Below are 20,189 nucleotides of genomic sequence, written 5' to 3'. Positions count from 1 at the left end.
AACCAAGAAAACATGTTTATCCGAATCTTCCAAATCGCTGCTTAGTCCCTATTGCGAATGCCCCTAGAACAAAGGGTTATTTAGTGTACCCAAAATCCATTTAAAGGGTACAAAGTCCCGATATTTCCGATCTCGACCACTCAAATCCCGTAAGCAACAAAGAGCTTCCTCCGAAGAGAAAGCTCTAAATATAATCAAGTCGTTAATCAACACCGTTTGACAAAGACCCAAATGCTTTAGCCATGAGGACTTTTTGTTTGGTTAGTCTAATTGATCATCCACGCGGTTATAGTAAGCCACGGAAATGTCGTCGCCGCGCACTTCCAGCTTGGTTACGGAACCGTTCAAGGCAGACACCGCGATGTTGATGTCGGGCTGAAACCGGGACACGATGCTGCGGATGGTTGTCCCGTGGCTAGCCACTAAGACCTTATCGCCGTCGCTGCATTCAGCCATTAGCCGGTCAAATCCCGGTTGCAACCGGGCCCAGTACGTGGCGTTATCCTCAGCGTCGTGGTAGGGGTCTAAAGCGGCAATGCGGTCCTTCATGCCTTCAATGGTATAAGCCGTGATCATGGCATTAAACGTATCGTTGCCATCAGGGCCACCGATCATGTGCCAGGACTGCAGGTCGTCGTTACCTTCAAAATAGCCGAAGTTTTCTTCCCGAAAAGCCGGTTCGATAGTCGCTTCCTTAACCGTGCCGCTGTTAGCTGCCAAAATGTATTTAGCAGTCCGTTGCGCCCGGAGTGAATCGCTGGTATAAGCCTTAGTGAAGGGAATCTGTGCCAGTCGTTGTCCTGCATCCTGGGCATCGTGGACACCCTTGTCAGTAAGCGCGGAATCGATCCATCCTTGAATCCGGTGGTATTTGTTCAAAACGGTTTGCCCATGACGGACAAAGTAAACGTCAAAATTAGCCAATGGTTGTTGCCTCCGATAATAGATTATTAGTTGAGTTTACCCAGTTCTTGGCGAATCCGGGCTGAATCTTGCTTGTTACTGGTGAAGAGAATCCGGTCGTTTAGTTTCAGTGGCGTATCACCACTAGGCCGAACGAAACGTTGATCACGGTAAATTTGGGCGATGGTGATGTCATCAATGAAGGGCAGATTGCGAACCTGAATATCAACGTACTTGTGATTACGCAGTTGAACTTCGTAGACCGAGGCCGTGGTTGAGGTAAGCAGTTCGATTGTCGATGGCGTTTCAATCAAACTTCGCAGCATACTGATCTGCACGTCAGGCGTACTGTAAACTTCCACGCCCATTTCGGTTAAGGTATCTTTACGTTCATCCAAAATATTAGGATCTTCGAATCTGGCAATTACTCGTGGCACACCGTATTGTTTAGCTGATTTAGCTAAACGGTAGTTTTCCTTGGAGTTACTTTGACCAAGAACCATAATGTCAGTGTCGAACACGTCTTGGTCAACCAAATCGTCAGGAACGAGGTTTTCCAGCAAATGCACGTCGATTTCACTGTTAAAGGCCCGGTAGTTACGTTCCTGATCCGTATACATATGGATATCGTAGCCGTTTTCCGTTAACTGCTGTGCAACGGGCACGGTCAGCAGGTTGGTGCCGATAAAATGCACGTTGAGCGGTTTAGCATCGGCGGGCTCCACGCTGTAACGGCTGTTGAAAATCAACGGGCCAATCACGCAGGTAAGAATGGCAGCTAACAGGAAGGCGCCAGATTGTTGAGCGGTAATGCGATGCAAATGCTGAGCGACTTGCAAAATGGCTAGCACAACGGTCAGTGTAGTGGTGGCCATGGCTGTTCCGGCAAAGGCGTTACCACCTTTGAACCGGAGCCGCAGAACTGGGTACACGGCAATTTTAGCCACTAAATAAGCAATTAGGAAAACGGGAATTAGAATTAAGGTTTTCGGATCAGCCAGCAGGGTTCGCAGGTTCAATCCCACACCGCTCATAATGAAGAAGATCGGGATAAAGAAGCCATAGCCAATGGAGTCTAGCCGGACTTTAGTTTCTTCGTGAGGCTGCAGCAGCTTGATGACGATCCCGGCTAAGAACGCCCCCAGGATGCCTTCAGCACCGACGGATTCGGCAATGGTGACTAATAACACAATGACGAAAAACGACAGCCGGACGTCCAATTGAGTCGTGGATTTATTGATGCGGTCAAAGAATTTGAAGAACGGTTGAAACCGCCAAACTAATACCGCGGCGGCCAATAAAATCAGCAGCAAGAGCCACAGTGACTTAGAAGTCGGGCTGTAGACGGAAGCGTAGAACGTTAGCCCCAGCATGGGTACCACTTCACCTAATGCTGAAATCAGTAAAATGGTTTGGCCAAAGGGTTTACTTAGCAGTTCCTTTTCCTTCAGGGCTGCAATAACAATCCCCAGTGAAATGGTCATAAATAAGATCATGGCCAGCCACAGGTCGGAGAACAGTCCTGAGAACTTTAACAGTCCGGCGAGGATGAATGCCATTGCGATGATCGTGGCATAACTCATGAACGCCAAGGCTACCGGTGAATACTTGGGCGCATTGACGGACTGCTTTTGTTCCAGCGGGGTCAGTTCATTGCGCTTGCGGCTAAACAGGCTAAAGTCAATTTCTAGCCCGCTTAAGAACAACAGCACGATCACACCGACGTCTTTCAACATACTCAGCGTGGCGTTGCCGTGAATAATGTTTAACAGGCTGGGACCCAAGATCACCCCAACGATGATCTCGATGACCGCGGTGGGCAGCAAGGTTAATTTAAACCGGGCCATGATCAGCGGAATAACCAGTGCAGCTAACAGAATAATGACTAATGAAAGTTGATCCATAATATTACCTCGAATTTAAAGGATTTTAATGAAGCGCGATTGTTTCTTATTAGATGTAATTAGTGCTATACTAGACTATCGAATTTATGACTGGAGGGCGCTATGGCAGAGACGATTAAACAGCAAGAACAAGCACATTTAGATGTGGTCATTGATAAGATTAAAATTGCTCAGGCTAAATCGCAAGAACGAATCGACAACGCAAAGTCGGATGAATCGGGTATTCGTAACAACCTGGTCAACGAATTGCGGCTAAAGACCGATTCCTACGAAGGCATCATGGAAACCGGCCTGTCCGTTCATCAGCAGCAGCAACAGTTAAACGAGCGTCAAAATAGCTGGCAGCATGCCACCGATGAATTAAATACGTTGAAGAAAATGGAGAAGACCCCGTATTTTGCGCGGATCGATTTTCATGAAGAGGGCGAACCCAAAACTGAGGCGATCTATATTGGATTGGCATCGTTTTCGGATGAACCTGATCGTTTTCTAGTATATGACTGGCGTGCGCCGATTTCTAGTGTTTATTACGATGGCGGACTCGGCAACGTGACCTACCAGACGCCCGATGGCGAGCAAACGGTCAATCTGAAGCTGAAGCGTCAGTTCCAGATCGCAGACGGGAAGATCAAAACGGTCTTTGACACCGAAGAAGCCGTGGGTGACGCGATGCTGCTGGATGCGCTGAGTGAAAAGTCCGATACTAAGATGAAGAGTATCGTGACCACCATTCAAAAAGAGCAAAACCAGATCATTCGTGATACCAAGTCCGACCTGCTGTTCGTTCAAGGGGCAGCCGGTTCTGGGAAGACCGCGGCCGTACTGCAGCGTGTTGCTTGGCTGCTGTACCGTTATCGCGGGAAATTAACTTCTGGCCAAGTGATCCTGTTCTCACCTAACCAATTATTTAACGACTATATCAACCAAGTGTTACCAGAACTTGGTGAGCAAAATATGGTTCAGATGACTTATTATCAATATACCGGCCACCGGGTCCCTAAGCTGTCAGTGGAAACGCTGGCGCAACGCTTCAACGAGGATTACAGTCCGGCTGAAGAACGCATCGACTCACTAAAGGGCAGTCTGGCCTTTTACAATGCCGTTACTGCGTATGCCAACCATTTGGAAAAAGAGGACATGATCTTCCGCAACATCAACTTCAAGGGGAAACCGTTCTTTACTAAGGAAAAGATTCACGACATTTATTACAGTTTTAATGAAAATTACCGGCTATTCAACCGTTTAGATGGCACGCGGGAGCAGTTGATCAAGCTGCTTAACCGGCGAATCAGTTCTGAAATGCGCGCCAAGTGGGTTGAACAGGCCGTTCAAGATCTCAGCACCGAAGAAATGAACCAGATGAAGGGTGAAGATCCAAAAGAAATCGAAGACGCCGACAAGGAATACAAGTTCTACGCCCGTAAGATCGTCATGAAGGCCTTTGCACCTATTCGCCAAGCGGTGGTGCGTAACCGTTTCTTGAGTATCAACGGTCAAATGATCCATATGCTGCGCAGTATTCCGGCCATCATTAATTTGGATGATTATGGCATTACCAAGGCTGACTGGAAGGCCAGCGTTGAGCGAGCCATTACAGAACTTAAGCAGGCTAAATTAACGCTGAGCAACATTTCACCCTATCTCTATTTGTACGATAAGATGACGGGCCACAAGGGTGAAAAAGAGATGCGCTACGTCTTCATTGATGAAATTCAAGACTACACACCGTTCCAACTGGCTTACCTGAAGTTTAGCTTTCCACGTGCCAAGTTCACCCTGTTAGGGGATCTGAACCAGGCTATCTTTACCAAGGAAAACAGTAAGACCTTACTAAGCGAGCTGAGTACCATGTTCGATCCGGAAAAGACCCGGGTCGTGCAGCTGACGCAATCCTACCGGTCAACGGAGCAGATCACCGACTTTACCCGCCATATTCTGGTCAACGGTGAAGCGGTGAAGGCCTTTGACCGTAACGGCGCGCTGCCAGTCATCAGCGTGCAGCCAGACCGCCAAGCAACGTTAAACCGGCTGATCAAGCAGCTTAAAGAAAATAACCATGAAAAAGAGACTACAGCGATTATCGGCAAGACGTTAGCGGAATGCCGGAATCTCGCCAAAGCACTGCATGATGCCGGCGTTAAAGCTACTTTGATCCAGTCGGAAAATCAGCGGCTGGCACCAGGTATTATTGTCGTGCCATCCTTTCTTGCCAAAGGCTTGGAATTTGACGCGGTGATCGTCTGGGAAGCTTCTGATCAGACTTACCATGACGATGGCGAACGACAATTGCTGTACACCATCTGTTCACGGGCGATGCATCAGCTGACCGTGCTGGCAACGGGGACTTTATCGCCGTTGTTTGACACGGTGCCAACGGATGAGTATGTCAGGGAATAGGGCTTATCAGAGGCGTTAAAATAGGTTTAAAAAGCGATTGGATCCGTTAGTGATCCGGTCGCTTTTAAATCATCAGCGGTTATTGTGTTTATGATATAGCGCTTACCAGATGGCTCGTGTATAATAGGATTCAATTTAGTATTTACGGAATATAATGAGGCTGACACGAATGATGGATTTGATGAATTACGATGTATTTAGCAAACGCGAATGGCGCGACTTTTATCAGGACGCATCAGTACCGTTGACTCAAGCGAGTCTGAGACAGATCAAGGCTTTTAATGACCGCATCTCACTGCAGGATGTGCAGGATATTTACATTCCCTTAGTTCACTATCTCAGGCTGCTGATCAAGCACTTCGATGAGTGGCAGGATTCTAAGGCCGGCTTTTTACGCCAGCAGCCCCGGCACGTGCCCTATATCATTGGCATTGCCGGTAGCGTGGCGGTGGGGAAGAGTACCACGGCGCGGCTGCTAAAAGTACTGCTGAATCACTTTTTTTCAGATCAGCGGATTGAAATGCTCACCACTGATGGGTTCCTGTATTCCACGGCAGAATTAAAAAAACGCGGGCTGATCACGCGCAAGGGGTTTCCGGAAAGCTATGATATGAAGGCTCTGATTACCTTTTTAAATGACGTTAAATCAGGCAAGCAGCTGATGGAGGTCCCCGTTTATTCCCACAAAATCTACGACATCGTGCCCAATGAGGTGCAGGAGATCGAGCAGCCGGATGTGCTGATCATTGAAGGTATCAACACGCTGCAACTACCCAGTTCGGAACAGATCTACGTCTCGGACTTTACCGACTTTTCCATTTACGTTGACGCGCGGCCTAAATTGATTGAGGAATGGTATCTGGAGCGGTTTAAAGCCCTGCTGAAGCTGGCGGAAAACGATCCGGATAACTACTATCATTCCTATACTAAGATGCCGTTAAAAGACGCGGTAGAAGAGGCCAAGAGTATTTGGTTCAATGTGGATCTGCCGAACCTGGAAGATTATATTTTGCCGACTCGCAGTCGGGCGAACATGATCATTCATAAGGGCGAGCAGCACATTATTGACCAAGTAATGCTGCGAAAGTCATAATGTTGACAGAAATGTCTGGTAAACGTAACCGTTAACAAGTTGAACGAGGCGCTTTGATTAAAATGTTCGGTAGAAGCCGAACAATTAAAACTTGCTCATTTTGATTGACCGTGATTAGAACAATCTGTATAGTGTAACTAATGGTTTCAAACCCTGTTTGATATAAGAAAGGTGTGAATGGATTGGCAAAGGTGGATTTATCGTCCTTTGATAAGATCATTGTGCTGGACTTCGGTTCACAGTACAATCAGCTCATTACCCGTCGGATCCGTGACATGGGTGTCTATTCTGAATTGATGGCCCACACGATCACGGCAGACGAGGTTAAGGCTCTTAATCCCAAGGGTATCATCTTCTCTGGTGGTCCCAACAGTGTTTACGCTGAGGATGCATTACGAGTCGACCCTGAGATCTTCAAGTTAGGGATCCCCATTCTGGGAATTTGTTACGGAATGCAGTTAATGGCTTACACACTTGGCGGTCAAGTGAAGTCTGATAACGGCCAATACGGTCGGGCAGCCATCACAGTGACCAGCGATGACGCCAAGTTATTTGCCAACACGCCTAAGGAACAAAATGTGTGGATGAGTCATGGTGACTTAGTAACCAAAGTGCCTGAAGGCTTTACGGATGTTGCCACCAGTCGTGACTGTCCAATTTCTGCTATGCAGGATACGGATCGTAACTTCTATGGCATTCAGTTCCATGCTGAAGTTCGTAACACGGATTACGGTAACGAAATTCTGAAGCACTTCGCCTTTGACGTGTGCCACGCTGAAGCGAACTGGTCAATGGATGACTTCATTGATCTGCAGATCGCACATATTCGCAAAACTGTTGGTAATAAGAAAGTGTTATTAGGTCTTTCTGGCGGGGTAGATTCATCCGTTGTTGGTGTGCTGTTACACAAGGCTATCGGGAACCAGCTGACCTCCATCTTCGTGGACCACGGTCTGCTGCGAAAGAACGAAGCATCCCAAGTGATGAACAGTTTGAAGGGTAAATTTGGTCTGAACATCGTTGAAGTTAACGCTGCTGACCGGTTCTTGTCCAAGCTGAAGGGTGTCAGTGACCCTGAAAAGAAGCGGAAAATCATCGGTAACGAGTTCATCCAAGTCTTTAACGATGAAGCCAAAAAGCTGAATGGTATCGACTTCTTAGCACAAGGGACGCTGTATACCGACGTGGTTGAATCTGGGACTGATACGGCACAAACCATCAAGTCGCACCATAACGTTGGTGGCCTGCCAAAGGACATGCACTTCCAGTTGATCGAACCATTGCGGACCTTATTCAAGGATGAAGCCCGTGAATTGGGTGAGAAACTCGGCATGCCTGCCGACCTCGTTTGGCGTCAACCATTCCCAGGCCCTGGTCTAGGAATCCGTGTTCTCGGTGAAATTACGCCTGAAAAATTGGAAATCGTCCGCGACAGTGATTACATTCTTCGGGATGAAATCAAAAAAGCCGGCTTAGACCGCGACATCTGGCAATACTTTACTGTCTTACCAGGTTTCCGTTCTGTCGGCGTTATGGGTGATGGCCGGACTTACGACTACACAGTCGGTATCCGGGCCGTAACCTCTATCGATGGGATGACCGCAGACTTTGCGCACATTCCATATAATGTACTGGCGAAGGTTTCTACTAGAATCGTAAATGAAGTTAAGCATGTAAACCGGATTGTGTATGATGTTACGAGCAAGCCGCCGTCGACGGTGGAGTGGGAATAGGATTCCTGCTCGGTAAATTGAATCAGATTAGACTAAAAGGAATCCTGAGAATTCAGGATTCCTTTTTTGTGGAATGATGTAAAAAGTTCTGGTAATTTGTGAGATATCCAAAACTTTTCTTAATTTGTAAAATAAAAAATGTCATGAATATATGTTATTTATTCAGAGCCAGTTATACTGACATCTTGAGCAACAATTGTAGGTACAGTATTTGATCCACCAGCTTGGGTATCATACTCTTCTCGATCGCCTAATACACCTTTTACAGTCACGTAGTCGTCTTTGACAGCGTCAGTGGTATCAGGGTAATAGATTTTGAACACTTCATCTACGTATTCATCCGTATACACAAGTAAAGTAGTTGCACCGTCGTTTTCGTCAGCTTGAAGGACTTCGGCATTTGTAATGTTATATGATTCCCCATTGTAATCGTCTGATTTAAGCAGTTCACCATACGAGTAAGTATTTCCGGCTGCTTCTGTAGCATCATAATCCGAAGCTGAAATGCCCGCAACGGAGTCATTAGTAAAGTCACCAGTGTCGTCATCGTCTGAATCCTCATCTTCATAATCTGAGTCATCATCCGAATCTTCTGTATCGTCAGAACTTGAATCGTCTGAAGTTGAATCATTAGAATTGCTGTTATCATACGATCCCGCAGCTTCAGTGGTGGAACTAGAACCATTAATAGCATCTTTTGCTAATACGAAGGCAAAAAGAAAGAGTGCGGCAACTAGAACTATTGCCAGTCCATGTTTATACCATGGCTTTTTAGGCTTGACTTTTTTCGGAATGTAAGGTTTAAATTCATTATGAAATTCTTTTTTGGGTGTTTCAGAAGAAGGTGTAACGATGTTCTTCGCACCAGTTTCGTTTTGATTTATCTTTGTGTCATTGTTTTGAGGATAAAATACTTCGGTTGGTCGTTCGTATTGTTTCTCGGGTGTTACAGATCCTTTTTTTAAGACTGGTTGCTTGAGGCCACAGTACGGACAAAATTCAGCTTCGTTAGGTAACTCCTTACCACATTTGACACAAAATTGTTTTTCCACTATATATTCCCCTTCATATAAATAAAATAAGTGCGCTTATCTTCAAACTAGTTGTAGCAGTTAATGAGCGTTTCATCTTGTCTCCCACATGAATCTAGGTTTGTAGGTAGGGTTAGATAAATTTAAGCTATTAAAACAGGATCAAATATTTTGAACACGTAGATTTAAAGTTAAATTTTTATTATCACTTCCAGACTTATGAAAAATATGAATTACCATTCACCGTGATCAAAGTTAACTCAGATGGTAATTGGTGACACGATTAAGATTAAGAAAATTGTATGCTCATTCTCAAATACGAGTAAACTGCTAGACAAATTTTTCTAAATATTAATTCAATATGTCAATTTGTACGAAAACGGTTTTTGAAATTAAAAGAAAATATTGAAAGAGTGTTGACATAAAAAATCTAAGTTTATTTTTCCCTAATTAAGCTAATGTTAATCAGCCAATATTGGTTGTTATGTATTTTACACATTTCAGCTTTTCTCTAACACATCCACAATTAACGTAAATATAAGTATAGCAAAACTTACTGCACTTTTGGACGAGTATTTAATATTTCATCAGTGGTTAACCTTATTTTTATTTAAGATAGTTGTTATATCTTTAAAGAAGAGGGATTAGGAGATCAAAATATTTTTATTTCTTACATATTTTTGTCGACATTAACTAATAAAAAAGCTACGCATAAAAATGTGTAGCTGAAGAGCATCATGCAGTAATATATTGCATATCAAAAGTTAAGCCCGCTATGTATTTAAACTCGTACCCGCAACAAACTGTGCACCCAATTATCGTACAAACGGATGCTGTCATTTTGCCAAGTATTGGTCGGTTTAGATGCAGAAAAGTAGTTTTTAGGCAGCTGAATTGGCAGGCCTTTTTCACGGTCGCGATTAAATTCATTAAACAAAGTGTTGGTTTCGTACTCTGGATGACCACTAAGGTAGGTTGAATGAGTCTGCTTAGAAGCCAGAACTACTGGACCAGCTTCTGGATCACTGGCTAACACGTCCAATTGCGGATCGTTAATGTGGCCAAGGGTGGTGTGACGTGATTGTGGCATTGACAGTTGGTCGAATCCTGCTGTCAGTTCAGTCTGCTGGTCAATTCTGCAGCGATAAACACCGAATAATTTTTGAGAGATGATTCGTTTATTAATACCAAAATCAGCATAGATACCGGCTTGGGCGGCCCAACATTCAAAGATTGATTCGCGAACATGATCATGACGCCAATTTAGAAGTGTTTTGAATTCATTCCAGTAGTCAACTTGTTTATACTGAAGTTCTTCTACCGGTGCACCGGTGACAACCATGCCATCAAAATGGCGGTCATAGATGTCAGCCAAAACGGCGTAAAATTGCTGCAGTTTAGCTTCTGGTGTGTGTTTGCTATGATGGGTTGCCATCCGCAAAAAAGTGACTTCCACATCCATGGATAAATGGCTAAATAAATGCACAAATTGCCGTTCAGTTTCCAATTTGTTTGGCATCAGGTTGACCACCAAAAGTTTAACTGGTTGATTGGTGAAGACTGTATTGTCTACGTGTTGTTTTAAAAAGCCATTTTTCAATTGCACTGTCATATGTCATGCCCTCCTTTGAATAGAATACAAAAACGTCCTTAGCTATATTTAACAGCTAGGGACGTTTTTTACGCGGTACCACCCATCTTTGCAGTAGTCTCACAACTACTGCCTCAAGAGTACGAATACTCAGCAGATATCGGTGCCCCGTGGCGGTAGCCTTCACGACCCCGTCAGTCTCCAAGTTCATCTTCGTCATGCCATCCGGTCCTGTTTCAGCAATGCCAGAACTCTCTTTCTCTAGGTATTATGATTACTCTTCTTATCGTTGATTTATTATTGACCTATTTTCTAACTATTTTCTAATCTATCACAGAAACCGTTTTCGGTCAAATGGGAGAGAATAGTTAACAATTTAAATGAATGTTATCGTTGCTAACTGGTCAGATATATATATAGTACAGGTTTTCGAAAACAATGTGATAAATTTTGACAGTTTTTATGTAAAATATTGCTTTAGATATTTTCAAATGGAAGTACAAGAATAATTCAATTACCATTTTATTATTTTAGGTATATTTATTAACATTAATTCATATTTTTTCAATAAACTGTTGAAATACTTATTTGTTGTAGGTTAAAGTTAAATTATGGTTCATATTTAAAAAATGATAAAATCCAATTTAAAATATTGTCTAGACTCTGCATCATGAAGGTGCTCTGAATATTAAATTACTCTAACAAAAAAGTATTATTGTATTGATAGTTTAACTTAGACGATTACATACAATGAATAGGTCAAAATCATTTAACTTGGGCTGAAATATAAAGAAAAATATTTTTTGAGGTGAAAAAAATGAAAATTGAACCTAAGATAATGTCTCAAGTGAAAAGTATCTTAAGAGAATTCGATAATAAATATATAACTACCAATGGTACTCTTAAGAGAGTTAAAGTAATTAGTGATTTAGATAAATTTGATCATGATTTAATGGAAAAACTATTTGAAAATCCTTTAATTCGCAAAAATTATGTTGAAAAAATTGCGGATACTAAAGTGTTTAAACTTAACCAATTTGTTGAAATGTTTGAATATAAAGAATTTTGGGAAGATAGTTACACCAAATACACAAACAAGATAGGTTTAACTGCAGGTGGAAAATTTATTGACGAATCTGCAGATGTTGTCTTAGATTTTCCATTTAAAGACACTGTTTTAAAAGCTGGAATGAGTAAAGAAGATTTGAAAAATGATGAAACAGCTGATGAACCGTTTTTGAATGAAATAATTGGTAAATCTGAAATTGATGAGTTATTAGAGCCCAAAGTGTTTAAAAATGTTAAAAAATATGATCAAGATGGTGAGCATAAAACATTTAATTTTGATGATCAGGATAATTTAATTATTAAAGGAAATAATTTAATTGCTTTGCATAGTTTAAAGCAAAGATATGCAGGGAAAATTAAACTTATTTACCTAGACCCACCATATAATACGGGTTCAGACTCTTTTAGTTATAATGATTCATTTAGCAGAAGTGCGTGGCTTACTTTTGTAAAAAATCGAGTAGATATTTCTAAAGAGTTATTATCGGATGATGTTATTCTCCTCGTTCAGACTAGTTTTCATCAATATCCATATTTAAGAGTGCTTCTTGACAATATTTTTAACAAAACACGGCATATATTCGATATGAATGTTCTTGTTCGGCATCCTGATCGAGCGCTGACTGCTGATAAGCCATTTAATGATGTAATGGAATATACATTGATTTATTCTAAGAGCAATTCTTTTGAAATGCCTAGAAAGGCTGTGAAAAAAACAGTTGATAAGTATGACCACACCGTACAAGTATTTAGTAAACCTGATGAAGTTATTAATCTCGGTGGTAAAAAAGTGGAAGTATATTTACCGGAGCATACCAAAATAATGAAGACAACGCCAGCTGTGGAAAATTTGCATCGTGAAACCATTCGGGGTTCTATTAGAGAAAAAAATTCTAGTGGTCGGTTTTATGTTGCTTATATTGAAAAGTTAAGAAAAAAGTATCCAGACAGAACTATTTTTAAAGTTCCTAATATGGGAGATGATGGTTTAGGATATCGTTTCTTTGAATTGCCTAAAAATAGCACTATAAAAAATGGTGCTTATTATCAAGGAATGCCAATGAGTTCTAGCGTTACCTTAAAACCATATGCTAATTTTTTAGATTTGGTAAAAGAATACAACCAAGTTAATGAGGAAGGGGAGGTTTCATTCAGAAATGGGAAAAAGCCTGAAGAATTAATAAAAAAATATTTAGATATATTTTCTTCCAAAGGTGATTTAATTATGGATTTCTTCATGGGATCTGCAACAACTCAAGCAGTAGCTATGAAAATGCATCGCCAATTTATAGGTATTGAACAAATGGACTATATTAATACGGTTTCAGTTTCTCGCCTTCAAAAGGTTATTTCAGGTGAACAAGGCGGTATATCTGAAGACGTTGACTGGCATGGAGGAGGCTCATTTGTTTATGCTGAACTGATGGAAAAGAACCAGGGGTATCTAAAAGACCTTTTATCTACAAAAAATATAACTGATTTAGACTCCGTTTATCAACGTATGAAATCCGGTGCTGATTTTGACTTCAGGGTAGATTTAGATAAGTATGAAAATGATTCTGAGCGAAAATCCTTAACTTTTAAAGAACAGAGAAAGTTACTGGTTAAATTACTTGATAAAAATCAGCTTTATTACAATGAAGCTAATATCGAAGATAAGAATGTTCGTGACTTAATCACTGATAGTGACTATCATTTTAATAAAAGTTTTTATGAGAAGAAGGAGTAATACTTGTGCCCAAAAAGAGAGTTTTGCGTGAAATTGAGCTACCATTGGTTGATTTGCTAGAGAATAAACAAAAAATAGATCTTCTCAGTGATGAGGAACCTTTTATTATTCCAGGATATATTAAGAATAATTTAAAGCATCAATTGCGACCATATCAGGAACAAGCGTTAGTTAATTTAGATTGGACTCAACACCAAGCATCAGCAGATTACCAATATAATCAATTATTATTTGATATGGCCACTGGCAGTGGAAAAACAGATGTGTTGGCTGCAATGATTCTATATTTATATACCGAGTTTTCTTATCATAATTTTTTATTTGTAGTAAACACAAATGCAGTTGTTGCTAAAACTTACGATAACTTGCTAAAAATTGATTCGTCTAAATATCTATTTTCTCAGCCAATAAACATTCATGGGCAGAAAATTGAAATTCGTCCAGTGACCCAATTTTCTCAAAATCCGGAGTTAGGTGTAATTTATTTGCGATTAACTACTATCCAGACTTTGGCTAATGAATTAAGCACAGTTAGGGAGAACGGGTTAACTTATAATGATTTTACAAAACAGAAATTAATAGTTTTAGCTGACGAAGCACATCATTTTAGTGCTGGAACTAAAAGTAAACAAGATCAGAAAGATCGTTCTTGGGAAAACATTTTAGACCGAATTCGACAATGTAATAAAAAAAATCGTCAATTTGAGTTTACAGCGACACTTGATTTACAAAATGAAGATATTTATCAAAAATATCGTGAAAAAATCGTTTATCGTTATGATTTAAGTCAATTTATCTATGAAGGTTATTCTAAACGGGTTTATCGGTTACAGGCAAACAATGATGATAAAGATAAGATGATGAATGTCGTTTTATTAAGTCAATATCGTAAAAGAATTGCACAAAGTTTGAATATTCCTGATTTTAAACCAGTAATTTTATTTAAATCAAATAAGATTGCTATTTCTAAAGAAGCCAGGAAGAATTTTTTAGACCTAATTGATCATTTAAATGTAACTGATTTAACTAAATTTCTTAAGTATCAACAGAAGATTAGTCATAGCCAAGCGCTTAAACAAGCCTATGTCTATTGGCTATCCCAAGATTTAGCAACTGCAATTGTTGAATTAAAACATGATTTTCAAGCTTTGAATACTATTAACGTTAACGATAGTGCCAAAGAGGGAATTCTGGGAGATTTAAATGATTTACACAATTTGAATACTTTAGAGAATAATGACAATCCTTTTCGAGTCATTTTTGCGGTAGCTAAACTAAGTGAAGGTTGGGATGTATTAAATCTTTATGATATCGTACGAATTGGTGAACAGCCTACGACTCTGAATCAAACAAACAGTGAAGCTCAATTAATTGGTCGTGGTGCGCGGTACTATCCATTTGTATATCAGGGAAAAATTTCTTATACAAGACGATTTGACGGACAGAATACAAAATATCAATTATTAGAAAGTATTTATTATCACACGATAAACGACCCCAAATATCTTGAAAATCTAAAGAAATCACTGGATAAATTAAATCTTCCGGTTGAAGATGATAGTGATTTTGATGTCTACGAAGCTAACGTTAAATCCACTTTTAAGAAATCTAAAGTGTATCAACAAGGTAAAATTTATTTTAATGAAATTGAATCAATTCCGGATAAAGAATTTAATGGGATAGATCGATATGGAATTAATACAGAAACGATAGCGGAAGTTAATTTAGTAGATAGTACTTGGGAAACTAGTTATAACGCGAAGGTTACTGAAAAAGATGTATTAACAGAAACTAGATTCTTATTTAATTTTCGCGATAACTTATCGTTAGTAAAAAAAGCTTTTTCGCGCAATAAATTTTATCGTTTTAATTCTTTACATCAGTATGTTCCGACTTTAAAATCACTAAACGAATTCATTTTATCTGATAATTGGTTGGGCAAAATTAGATTATATGCTAGAGTTGCCAATGATTCACCAGAATTAAATCGTGAACAACAACTTAAAGCGGTAGAACAGTATTTGACCTTTGTTCAAAAGCAAATTATTAATAATTATCAACGTAAGCGTGGAACTAATCGGTTTATTCCAGTGCCAACAAAATCCTTGATTAAAGATTATCAAAAAAAAGTATCAAAGAGCTTTAATAAGCCAATTAGTGAAAGAATTTTGCCTTATCCCATGGAGAATAAGCCTTGGTACGTTTTTGACGAAGCAATTGTAGATGGATTAGAGAAGTCAGCAATTGATTTTATTGGTGATTTTATTAACAGATTACAAGAAAAATATGAATATATTTATTTGTTTAGAAATGATGAACAAAACACTAATTTTAAACTGCATCAGTTTAAGGGACAAATAAGCCATTATGAAGGATTTATGCCTGATTTCATTCTTTATTTACAAAATAAGGACTTTTGTTACCAAATCTATATAGAACCAAAGGGTCCCCAACTACTTGATAGGGATCACTGGAAGCAAGATTTGTTAGAAAGCATTCGTCCTGAGAACATTGAAGTTATTGGTGAAAATGACCACGTTAAGCTTTATGGCCTAAAATTTTTTACGAACGGAGATGGTGAAAATATTGGGCAGGAATTAATGACAATTAAACCATCAGGTAAGTGAAAGATAGAGGTAAATAATAATGTCGTATAAGATTCAGACCCTATCGCTTAAAAAAATCCAACTAAAGGAGATACAATTGTCTTATATTTTTACTTTCTTTTTTCAGATAATAAAAATAATATGTTAAATAAACAGGGAACCATTGATTTTGAAAATTTTTATATAAATGAGCAGCTAGTAACTGATTACAATGTATTTATTAAGAGTTCTGAAAATAGACGTGATTTGGAAAAATTTATTAATAGTACTAAGAATAAAACAGAGGCTAGTACTTTAGGAAATAAAAGAAATTATGAAGTGTGCTTACCCATCATATTTCAAGATAGGTTCCGAGATAAAGGTGATTATTGGATAGAAAAATTTGATTGAATCACATCGATGCGAGATTTATATAAGTGATTTATTGCAAAAAGATTCGGTCTCCATGGGATTATATGGTAATTTGGATGATCAGTATCGTGGAGAAAGCGCTATGGGACTTGAAGTCAAGCTTGATAAAAGATCTGCTCGTACTGGAAATTTATATATTGAAACAGAAGAAAAATCAAATCCAGGCAATCATGAATTTGTAGATAGTGGTCTCAAAAAAAAGGGATAATACAAAATGGTATGCGTATTCTAAGAATATTGATGATAACGAACCTATCTTTTTGGAACGCAATAAATTACGTAAACTAATTCAAAATGCAATTTTAAAAAAAACGAATGCGAATTTAGAAAAAGTAAGTGCAAAATTAGGGACTTCAAAAGGCTGGTTGCTAAATATAAAAAAATTAAGAAGTGACCAATATTATCCAAATCCTTTAATATCAATCAATGACCTTATACAACAAATCATTAAGCAAAGACGGTAAAATAATTACTTATTAGAAAAATTTTGAGGATAATCTGGCGTTGTAATCAAATACAGCTGATTTCACTGCAGTAAATTATCGGAAATATCGGTCAGTAGCCCCACAACTGCAAAGACTAGTGTTTGGATTTATAATTATCATTATGCAGAAAGAGCTGTGATTCGTAAATACAGATAATTAACGTGTAGTGTTAGTTTTGTAACATTCGTCGAGTAACTCATTGAGTAAAGCAAATTATATGCAAAAAGCCCGCATTTGCGGTAGCTTCTAAGGTGACTAAACCAGAAAGAAGAACCGTAAATGCAAGGCCACCTTAAAACTATCCCAAAAACCAATTTAATTCAAGCTACTGTTCGAAAATTCGTCAAAATAGTTACACCAATTTACCAACTGTTGCCAAAACATTTTCGTTTGCGTCAAAATTACCGGCAATTGAAAGTCAGTGACATCACGATTATTGCTTGTATGCTTGCCCGCATAGATTTACGTGATCCCTCGGAAACGCACTTCCATCACATTTTGATGGCTTCCGGAATAGTTGTTCCCGAACGGAGTCGCTACAATCGTAGATGCCGTAATCTGTTTCAAATAATGAAGATGATTCGTCAGTATTTATTGAAGCGATATCGGCATGATTGTACTTATGAAATCATTGATAGTGCTCCAATCACTCTAGTCTCAGCCAGACGTAGTAACCAAGCGAAAGTTTTACGCGCGATAGCTTGTAAGGGTTATAACGCCACTAAGCAGCTATATTATTATGGTTTCAAACTGCATGCGGTGATGGACAACGCTGGCTATTTTGTGAGCTGGGAACTAACACCAGCAAATATTGACGATCGAAAATCCGTCGAAGAACTTTTACGAGAAGCTCCTGCTCATCAAGTCTTAGCAGATGGCGGATACCTAAGTCGAACCCTTCAAAAGCGGTTAAAATCGCAAGAGATCAACTTCTGGTTTCCACTACGAAAGAACATGCGAAAGTCAGGACAGGTTAATTCTGCATTTTTGAAAAATCAGCGGCGGCATATTGAAACTGGTTTTAATAATCTAAACATCGTTGGCCATTTTGAGCATCCCAGAACTCGAACGCTAATCGGCTTGGGTAGCCGATTAGCGGCCCTGTTTTTATGGAATGTCATCAAGGTTCATAGCAATTTAATTCAAGGAAAAAGTGGGCTTAGAATAGATTAGTGAATTACCTGAGCTATATTACGAAACTAGCACTACGCGTTAATTACGTTCATGGTCGTTATTTTGTATGGATTAGTAATGGGGACGTATCATAGTAACGGTCACAGTACTCGGCGAATGCTATTATATTTATCTGAATGGTCACGTTTCAAAGCGTTTCTAAAACCATTGCTAACAAAATTTTCTAGATAATTAAAGGGGAGGAAATCTATCAGATTACCTCTCTTTCTTGTTTAGACCTCAGACCAAACAAACTAATTTAATATTGGTTTTACTATACCGTTAATAGCATAAAGAATATCATTTCAAGTAGGAGAGAAAAATGTTTCTATCAAGAATTAAAATCACCGACAAAAAGCTACAACAAATCCAAGAGTATACCACCGTAGAACCTTCTCACAACTGGGATAGACACGTTTTGCCCGGAGAACTGCAACCATCAGTTCCGCGGGAGCACTACTGGCAATTCGAGCGGATGAACAAGCACTGGTACCTATATATGCTGAGCGAAGTTGCGCCAAAGGGTGTGAAGGTGGGACCAACCAGCATGTCAACCGGGTTAGCTTCTAAAGCAAACGAGCATTTGCTGGATTCTTTACTGGCAGATCAACCCATCAGATTCCGGATTACCGCTAATCCGCCACGCACTGGTGAAGCAAGCGAGAAGTTAGATCCACAAGTAATCGTTGCAGAGCAGCGGGAATGGCTGCTTAATCAGCAAACCAAGAACGGTTTTCAGATTCTGAGACAGATTTCGGTCCTCTCTAACAATGACGAAAATGCTTATGTATCTGACGTTGCCAGCTCCAATCGACCAATTTTAGGGCGGCAGCAAAATGGCCATAGCGAGGCTAGTCGTGTGACCTTTGCAGGTGATTTAGTGGTTAAAGACTTGCTGGCATTTGAAAAAATGACGTTGAACGGAATGGCCAGCAGCAAAAATTTCAACTTTGGGTTACTGACTTTAATGCCAGAAGCCTGAGATTTAAAGCATATTCAATATCCAGGTTCTTCCCAAAAAGACTGGCGAATATCCTGATAAATGGTAAGATTAATACGACAAGTTGTTTATAAAGTAACAGACGACTTAATATTATCGATGTGTCTCGGTGGCACTCAGCAAATATTGAAATGCCACTAAGACACGTAACCATTTAAAGGAGACTTATCTAATGAAATACTTACTGACCGGTGCAACCGGCAACCTTGGTAGCAGAGTTATGCAGGATTTGATCAAGATGGTGGGTGTTGAATCACTCACGGCAGCGGTTCACACGCCCGCTAAAGCAACTGATCTGAAAGCTCAAGGGGTTAATGTCGTTACCAGTGATTATCTGAATGTTGACACGATGACCAAAGCCTTCACCGGCCAAGACATTGTCATTTATATTCCAAGCCGAACCTACAGTGTTTTGCAACGGATTACTGAATTCGAGAATTCAATCGAGGCGCTGAAGGCTGCTAAAGTCGAAAACATGATTTTCGTGAGCTTCTTTGCTGATCAAGAAAACAATCCGTTCCAGATGTCACCATATTATGGGTACGCACCACGGAAATTAGCGGGCAGTGGTCTGCACTATGCGGTGATCAAGAATTCGTTGTACGCTGATCCGTTAGTGCCATATTTACCAGAACTGATTGAACGCAAGCACCTGATTTATCCGGTTGGCAAGCAAGCCATGAGCTTCATTTCATATGACGATAGTGCTGAAGCCATTGCGTCCTTGGCTGCCCGTGTTGATTTACGGGGCGCAGGTCAGACGTATACGGTTACGCAGGAGAAGAGTCTCACCATGCCAGAACTTGGCAAAATCATGACCGCAGTTACTGGTCATGAGATTGGCTATGAACCAGTAACCTTGAAAGAGTTCGGTCAGATCTATGCACCTGAAGGCGATGGCGAAGAACTGGCCAGCATGTACGCTGCCGGCGCAATGGGCTTATTCAGTCACGCAACGAGTGATTTTGAGACCATTACTGGACATAAACCAGAAGATATGACGAGTTTCTTAAAGCGTAATTATACCGAGAAATAACTGAAATTTAGCTAATCAAAAAGCATTCA

At 40.0% G+C, this 20,189-nt stretch carries 15 protein-coding genes; 11 read left to right on the top strand and 4 right to left on the bottom strand.

The genetic code is table 11. The features are described from left to right. Positions 1–261 precede the first annotated feature (261 nt). Positions 262–924: a histidine phosphatase family protein gene (locus FFM73_RS06880; RefSeq protein WP_137631042.1), complete on the bottom strand. Its 663-nt coding sequence runs from the start codon at positions 922–924 to the stop codon at positions 262–264. Between the two features lie 26 nt (positions 925–950). Next, positions 951–2,807, bottom strand: a complete 1,857-nt coding sequence (locus FFM73_RS06875) for a cation:proton antiporter family protein (RefSeq protein WP_137631041.1) — start codon at positions 2,805–2,807, stop codon at positions 951–953. A gap of 102 nt (positions 2,808–2,909) precedes the next feature. On the opposite strand from FFM73_RS06875, the gene helD reads away from it, so the two are divergent. The 3 genes from helD to guaA all read left to right on the top strand — a co-directional run bounded on the left by helD (position 2,910) and on the right by guaA (position 8,030). Continuing rightward, a complete protein-coding gene (helD, locus tag FFM73_RS06870) occupies positions 2,910–5,204 on the top strand; it encodes an RNA polymerase recycling motor HelD (RefSeq protein ID WP_137631040.1) in 2,295 nt (764 codons plus the stop codon). Positions 5,205–5,373: 169 nt separating this feature from the next. Further along, the gene (gene coaA, locus FFM73_RS06865) at positions 5,374–6,297 is read left to right on the top strand and encodes a type I pantothenate kinase (RefSeq protein WP_137631039.1); all 924 of its coding nucleotides are present in this window, start codon (positions 5,374–5,376) and stop codon (positions 6,295–6,297) included. A 182-nt stretch (positions 6,298–6,479) separates the two neighbouring features. After that, positions 6,480–8,030, top strand: coding sequence for a glutamine-hydrolyzing GMP synthase (gene guaA, locus FFM73_RS06860; RefSeq protein WP_137631038.1), 1,551 nt, complete (start codon positions 6,480–6,482; stop codon positions 8,028–8,030). Between the two features lie 158 nt (positions 8,031–8,188). Here guaA and FFM73_RS06855 read toward each other — a convergent pair whose 3' ends face one another. Then, positions 8,189–9,082 (bottom strand): zinc ribbon domain-containing protein, encoded by an 894-nt coding sequence (locus FFM73_RS06855; RefSeq protein WP_171001232.1) that lies wholly within the window; start codon positions 9,080–9,082, stop codon positions 8,189–8,191. 760 nt (positions 9,083–9,842) lie between these two features. Further along, positions 9,843–10,673, bottom strand: coding sequence for a homoserine O-acetyltransferase/O-succinyltransferase family protein (locus FFM73_RS06850; protein ID WP_137631036.1), 831 nt, complete (start codon positions 10,671–10,673; stop codon positions 9,843–9,845). Positions 10,674–11,469: 796 nt separating this feature from the next. Between FFM73_RS06850 and FFM73_RS06845 the strand changes: the two genes are divergently transcribed. The 8 genes from FFM73_RS06845 to FFM73_RS06820 all read left to right on the top strand — a co-directional run bounded on the left by FFM73_RS06845 (position 11,470) and on the right by FFM73_RS06820 (position 20,160). Then, positions 11,470–13,449, top strand: a complete 1,980-nt coding sequence (locus tag FFM73_RS06845) for a DNA methyltransferase (protein ID WP_137631035.1) — start codon at positions 11,470–11,472, stop codon at positions 13,447–13,449. A 5-nt stretch (positions 13,450–13,454) separates the two neighbouring features. Next, positions 13,455–16,076: a DEAD/DEAH box helicase family protein gene (locus tag FFM73_RS06840; protein WP_137631034.1), complete on the top strand. Its 2,622-nt coding sequence runs from the start codon at positions 13,455–13,457 to the stop codon at positions 16,074–16,076. A gap of 120 nt (positions 16,077–16,196) precedes the next feature. After that, positions 16,197–16,445: a hypothetical protein gene (locus tag FFM73_RS12930; protein ID WP_206750971.1), complete on the top strand. Its 249-nt coding sequence runs from the start codon at positions 16,197–16,199 to the stop codon at positions 16,443–16,445. Then, complete coding sequence (locus tag FFM73_RS06835; protein ID WP_137631033.1) at positions 16,438–16,674, top strand: hypothetical protein; 237 nt, start codon at positions 16,438–16,440, stop codon at positions 16,672–16,674. The genes FFM73_RS12930 and FFM73_RS06835 overlap by 8 nt, the downstream gene beginning before the upstream one ends. Beyond that, on the top strand, positions 16,652–16,930 hold the full coding sequence (locus FFM73_RS12760; RefSeq protein ID WP_171001231.1) for a hypothetical protein: 279 nt from the start codon (positions 16,652–16,654) through the stop codon (positions 16,928–16,930). Before FFM73_RS06835 ends, FFM73_RS12760 begins: the two co-directional genes overlap by 23 nt. Before the next feature lie 300 nt (positions 16,931–17,230). Next, on the top strand, positions 17,231–18,124 hold the full coding sequence (locus tag FFM73_RS06830; RefSeq protein WP_137631032.1) for an IS982 family transposase: 894 nt from the start codon (positions 17,231–17,233) through the stop codon (positions 18,122–18,124). A gap of 322 nt (positions 18,125–18,446) precedes the next feature. Next, complete coding sequence (locus FFM73_RS06825; protein WP_137631031.1) at positions 18,447–19,106, top strand: type I-E CRISPR-associated protein Cas6/Cse3/CasE; 660 nt, start codon at positions 18,447–18,449, stop codon at positions 19,104–19,106. Positions 19,107–19,296: 190 nt separating this feature from the next. Then, a complete protein-coding gene (locus FFM73_RS06820) occupies positions 19,297–20,160 on the top strand; it encodes an NAD(P)H-binding protein (protein ID WP_137631030.1) in 864 nt (287 codons plus the stop codon). The last annotated feature ends 29 nt before the right edge of the window (positions 20,161–20,189 follow it).

This window comes from Secundilactobacillus hailunensis, assembly GCF_005405185.1.
In the GTDB taxonomy this organism is placed as follows: domain Bacteria; phylum Bacillota; class Bacilli; order Lactobacillales; family Lactobacillaceae; genus Secundilactobacillus; species Secundilactobacillus hailunensis.
This window is presented reverse-complemented; position numbering and strand designations above follow the sequence as displayed.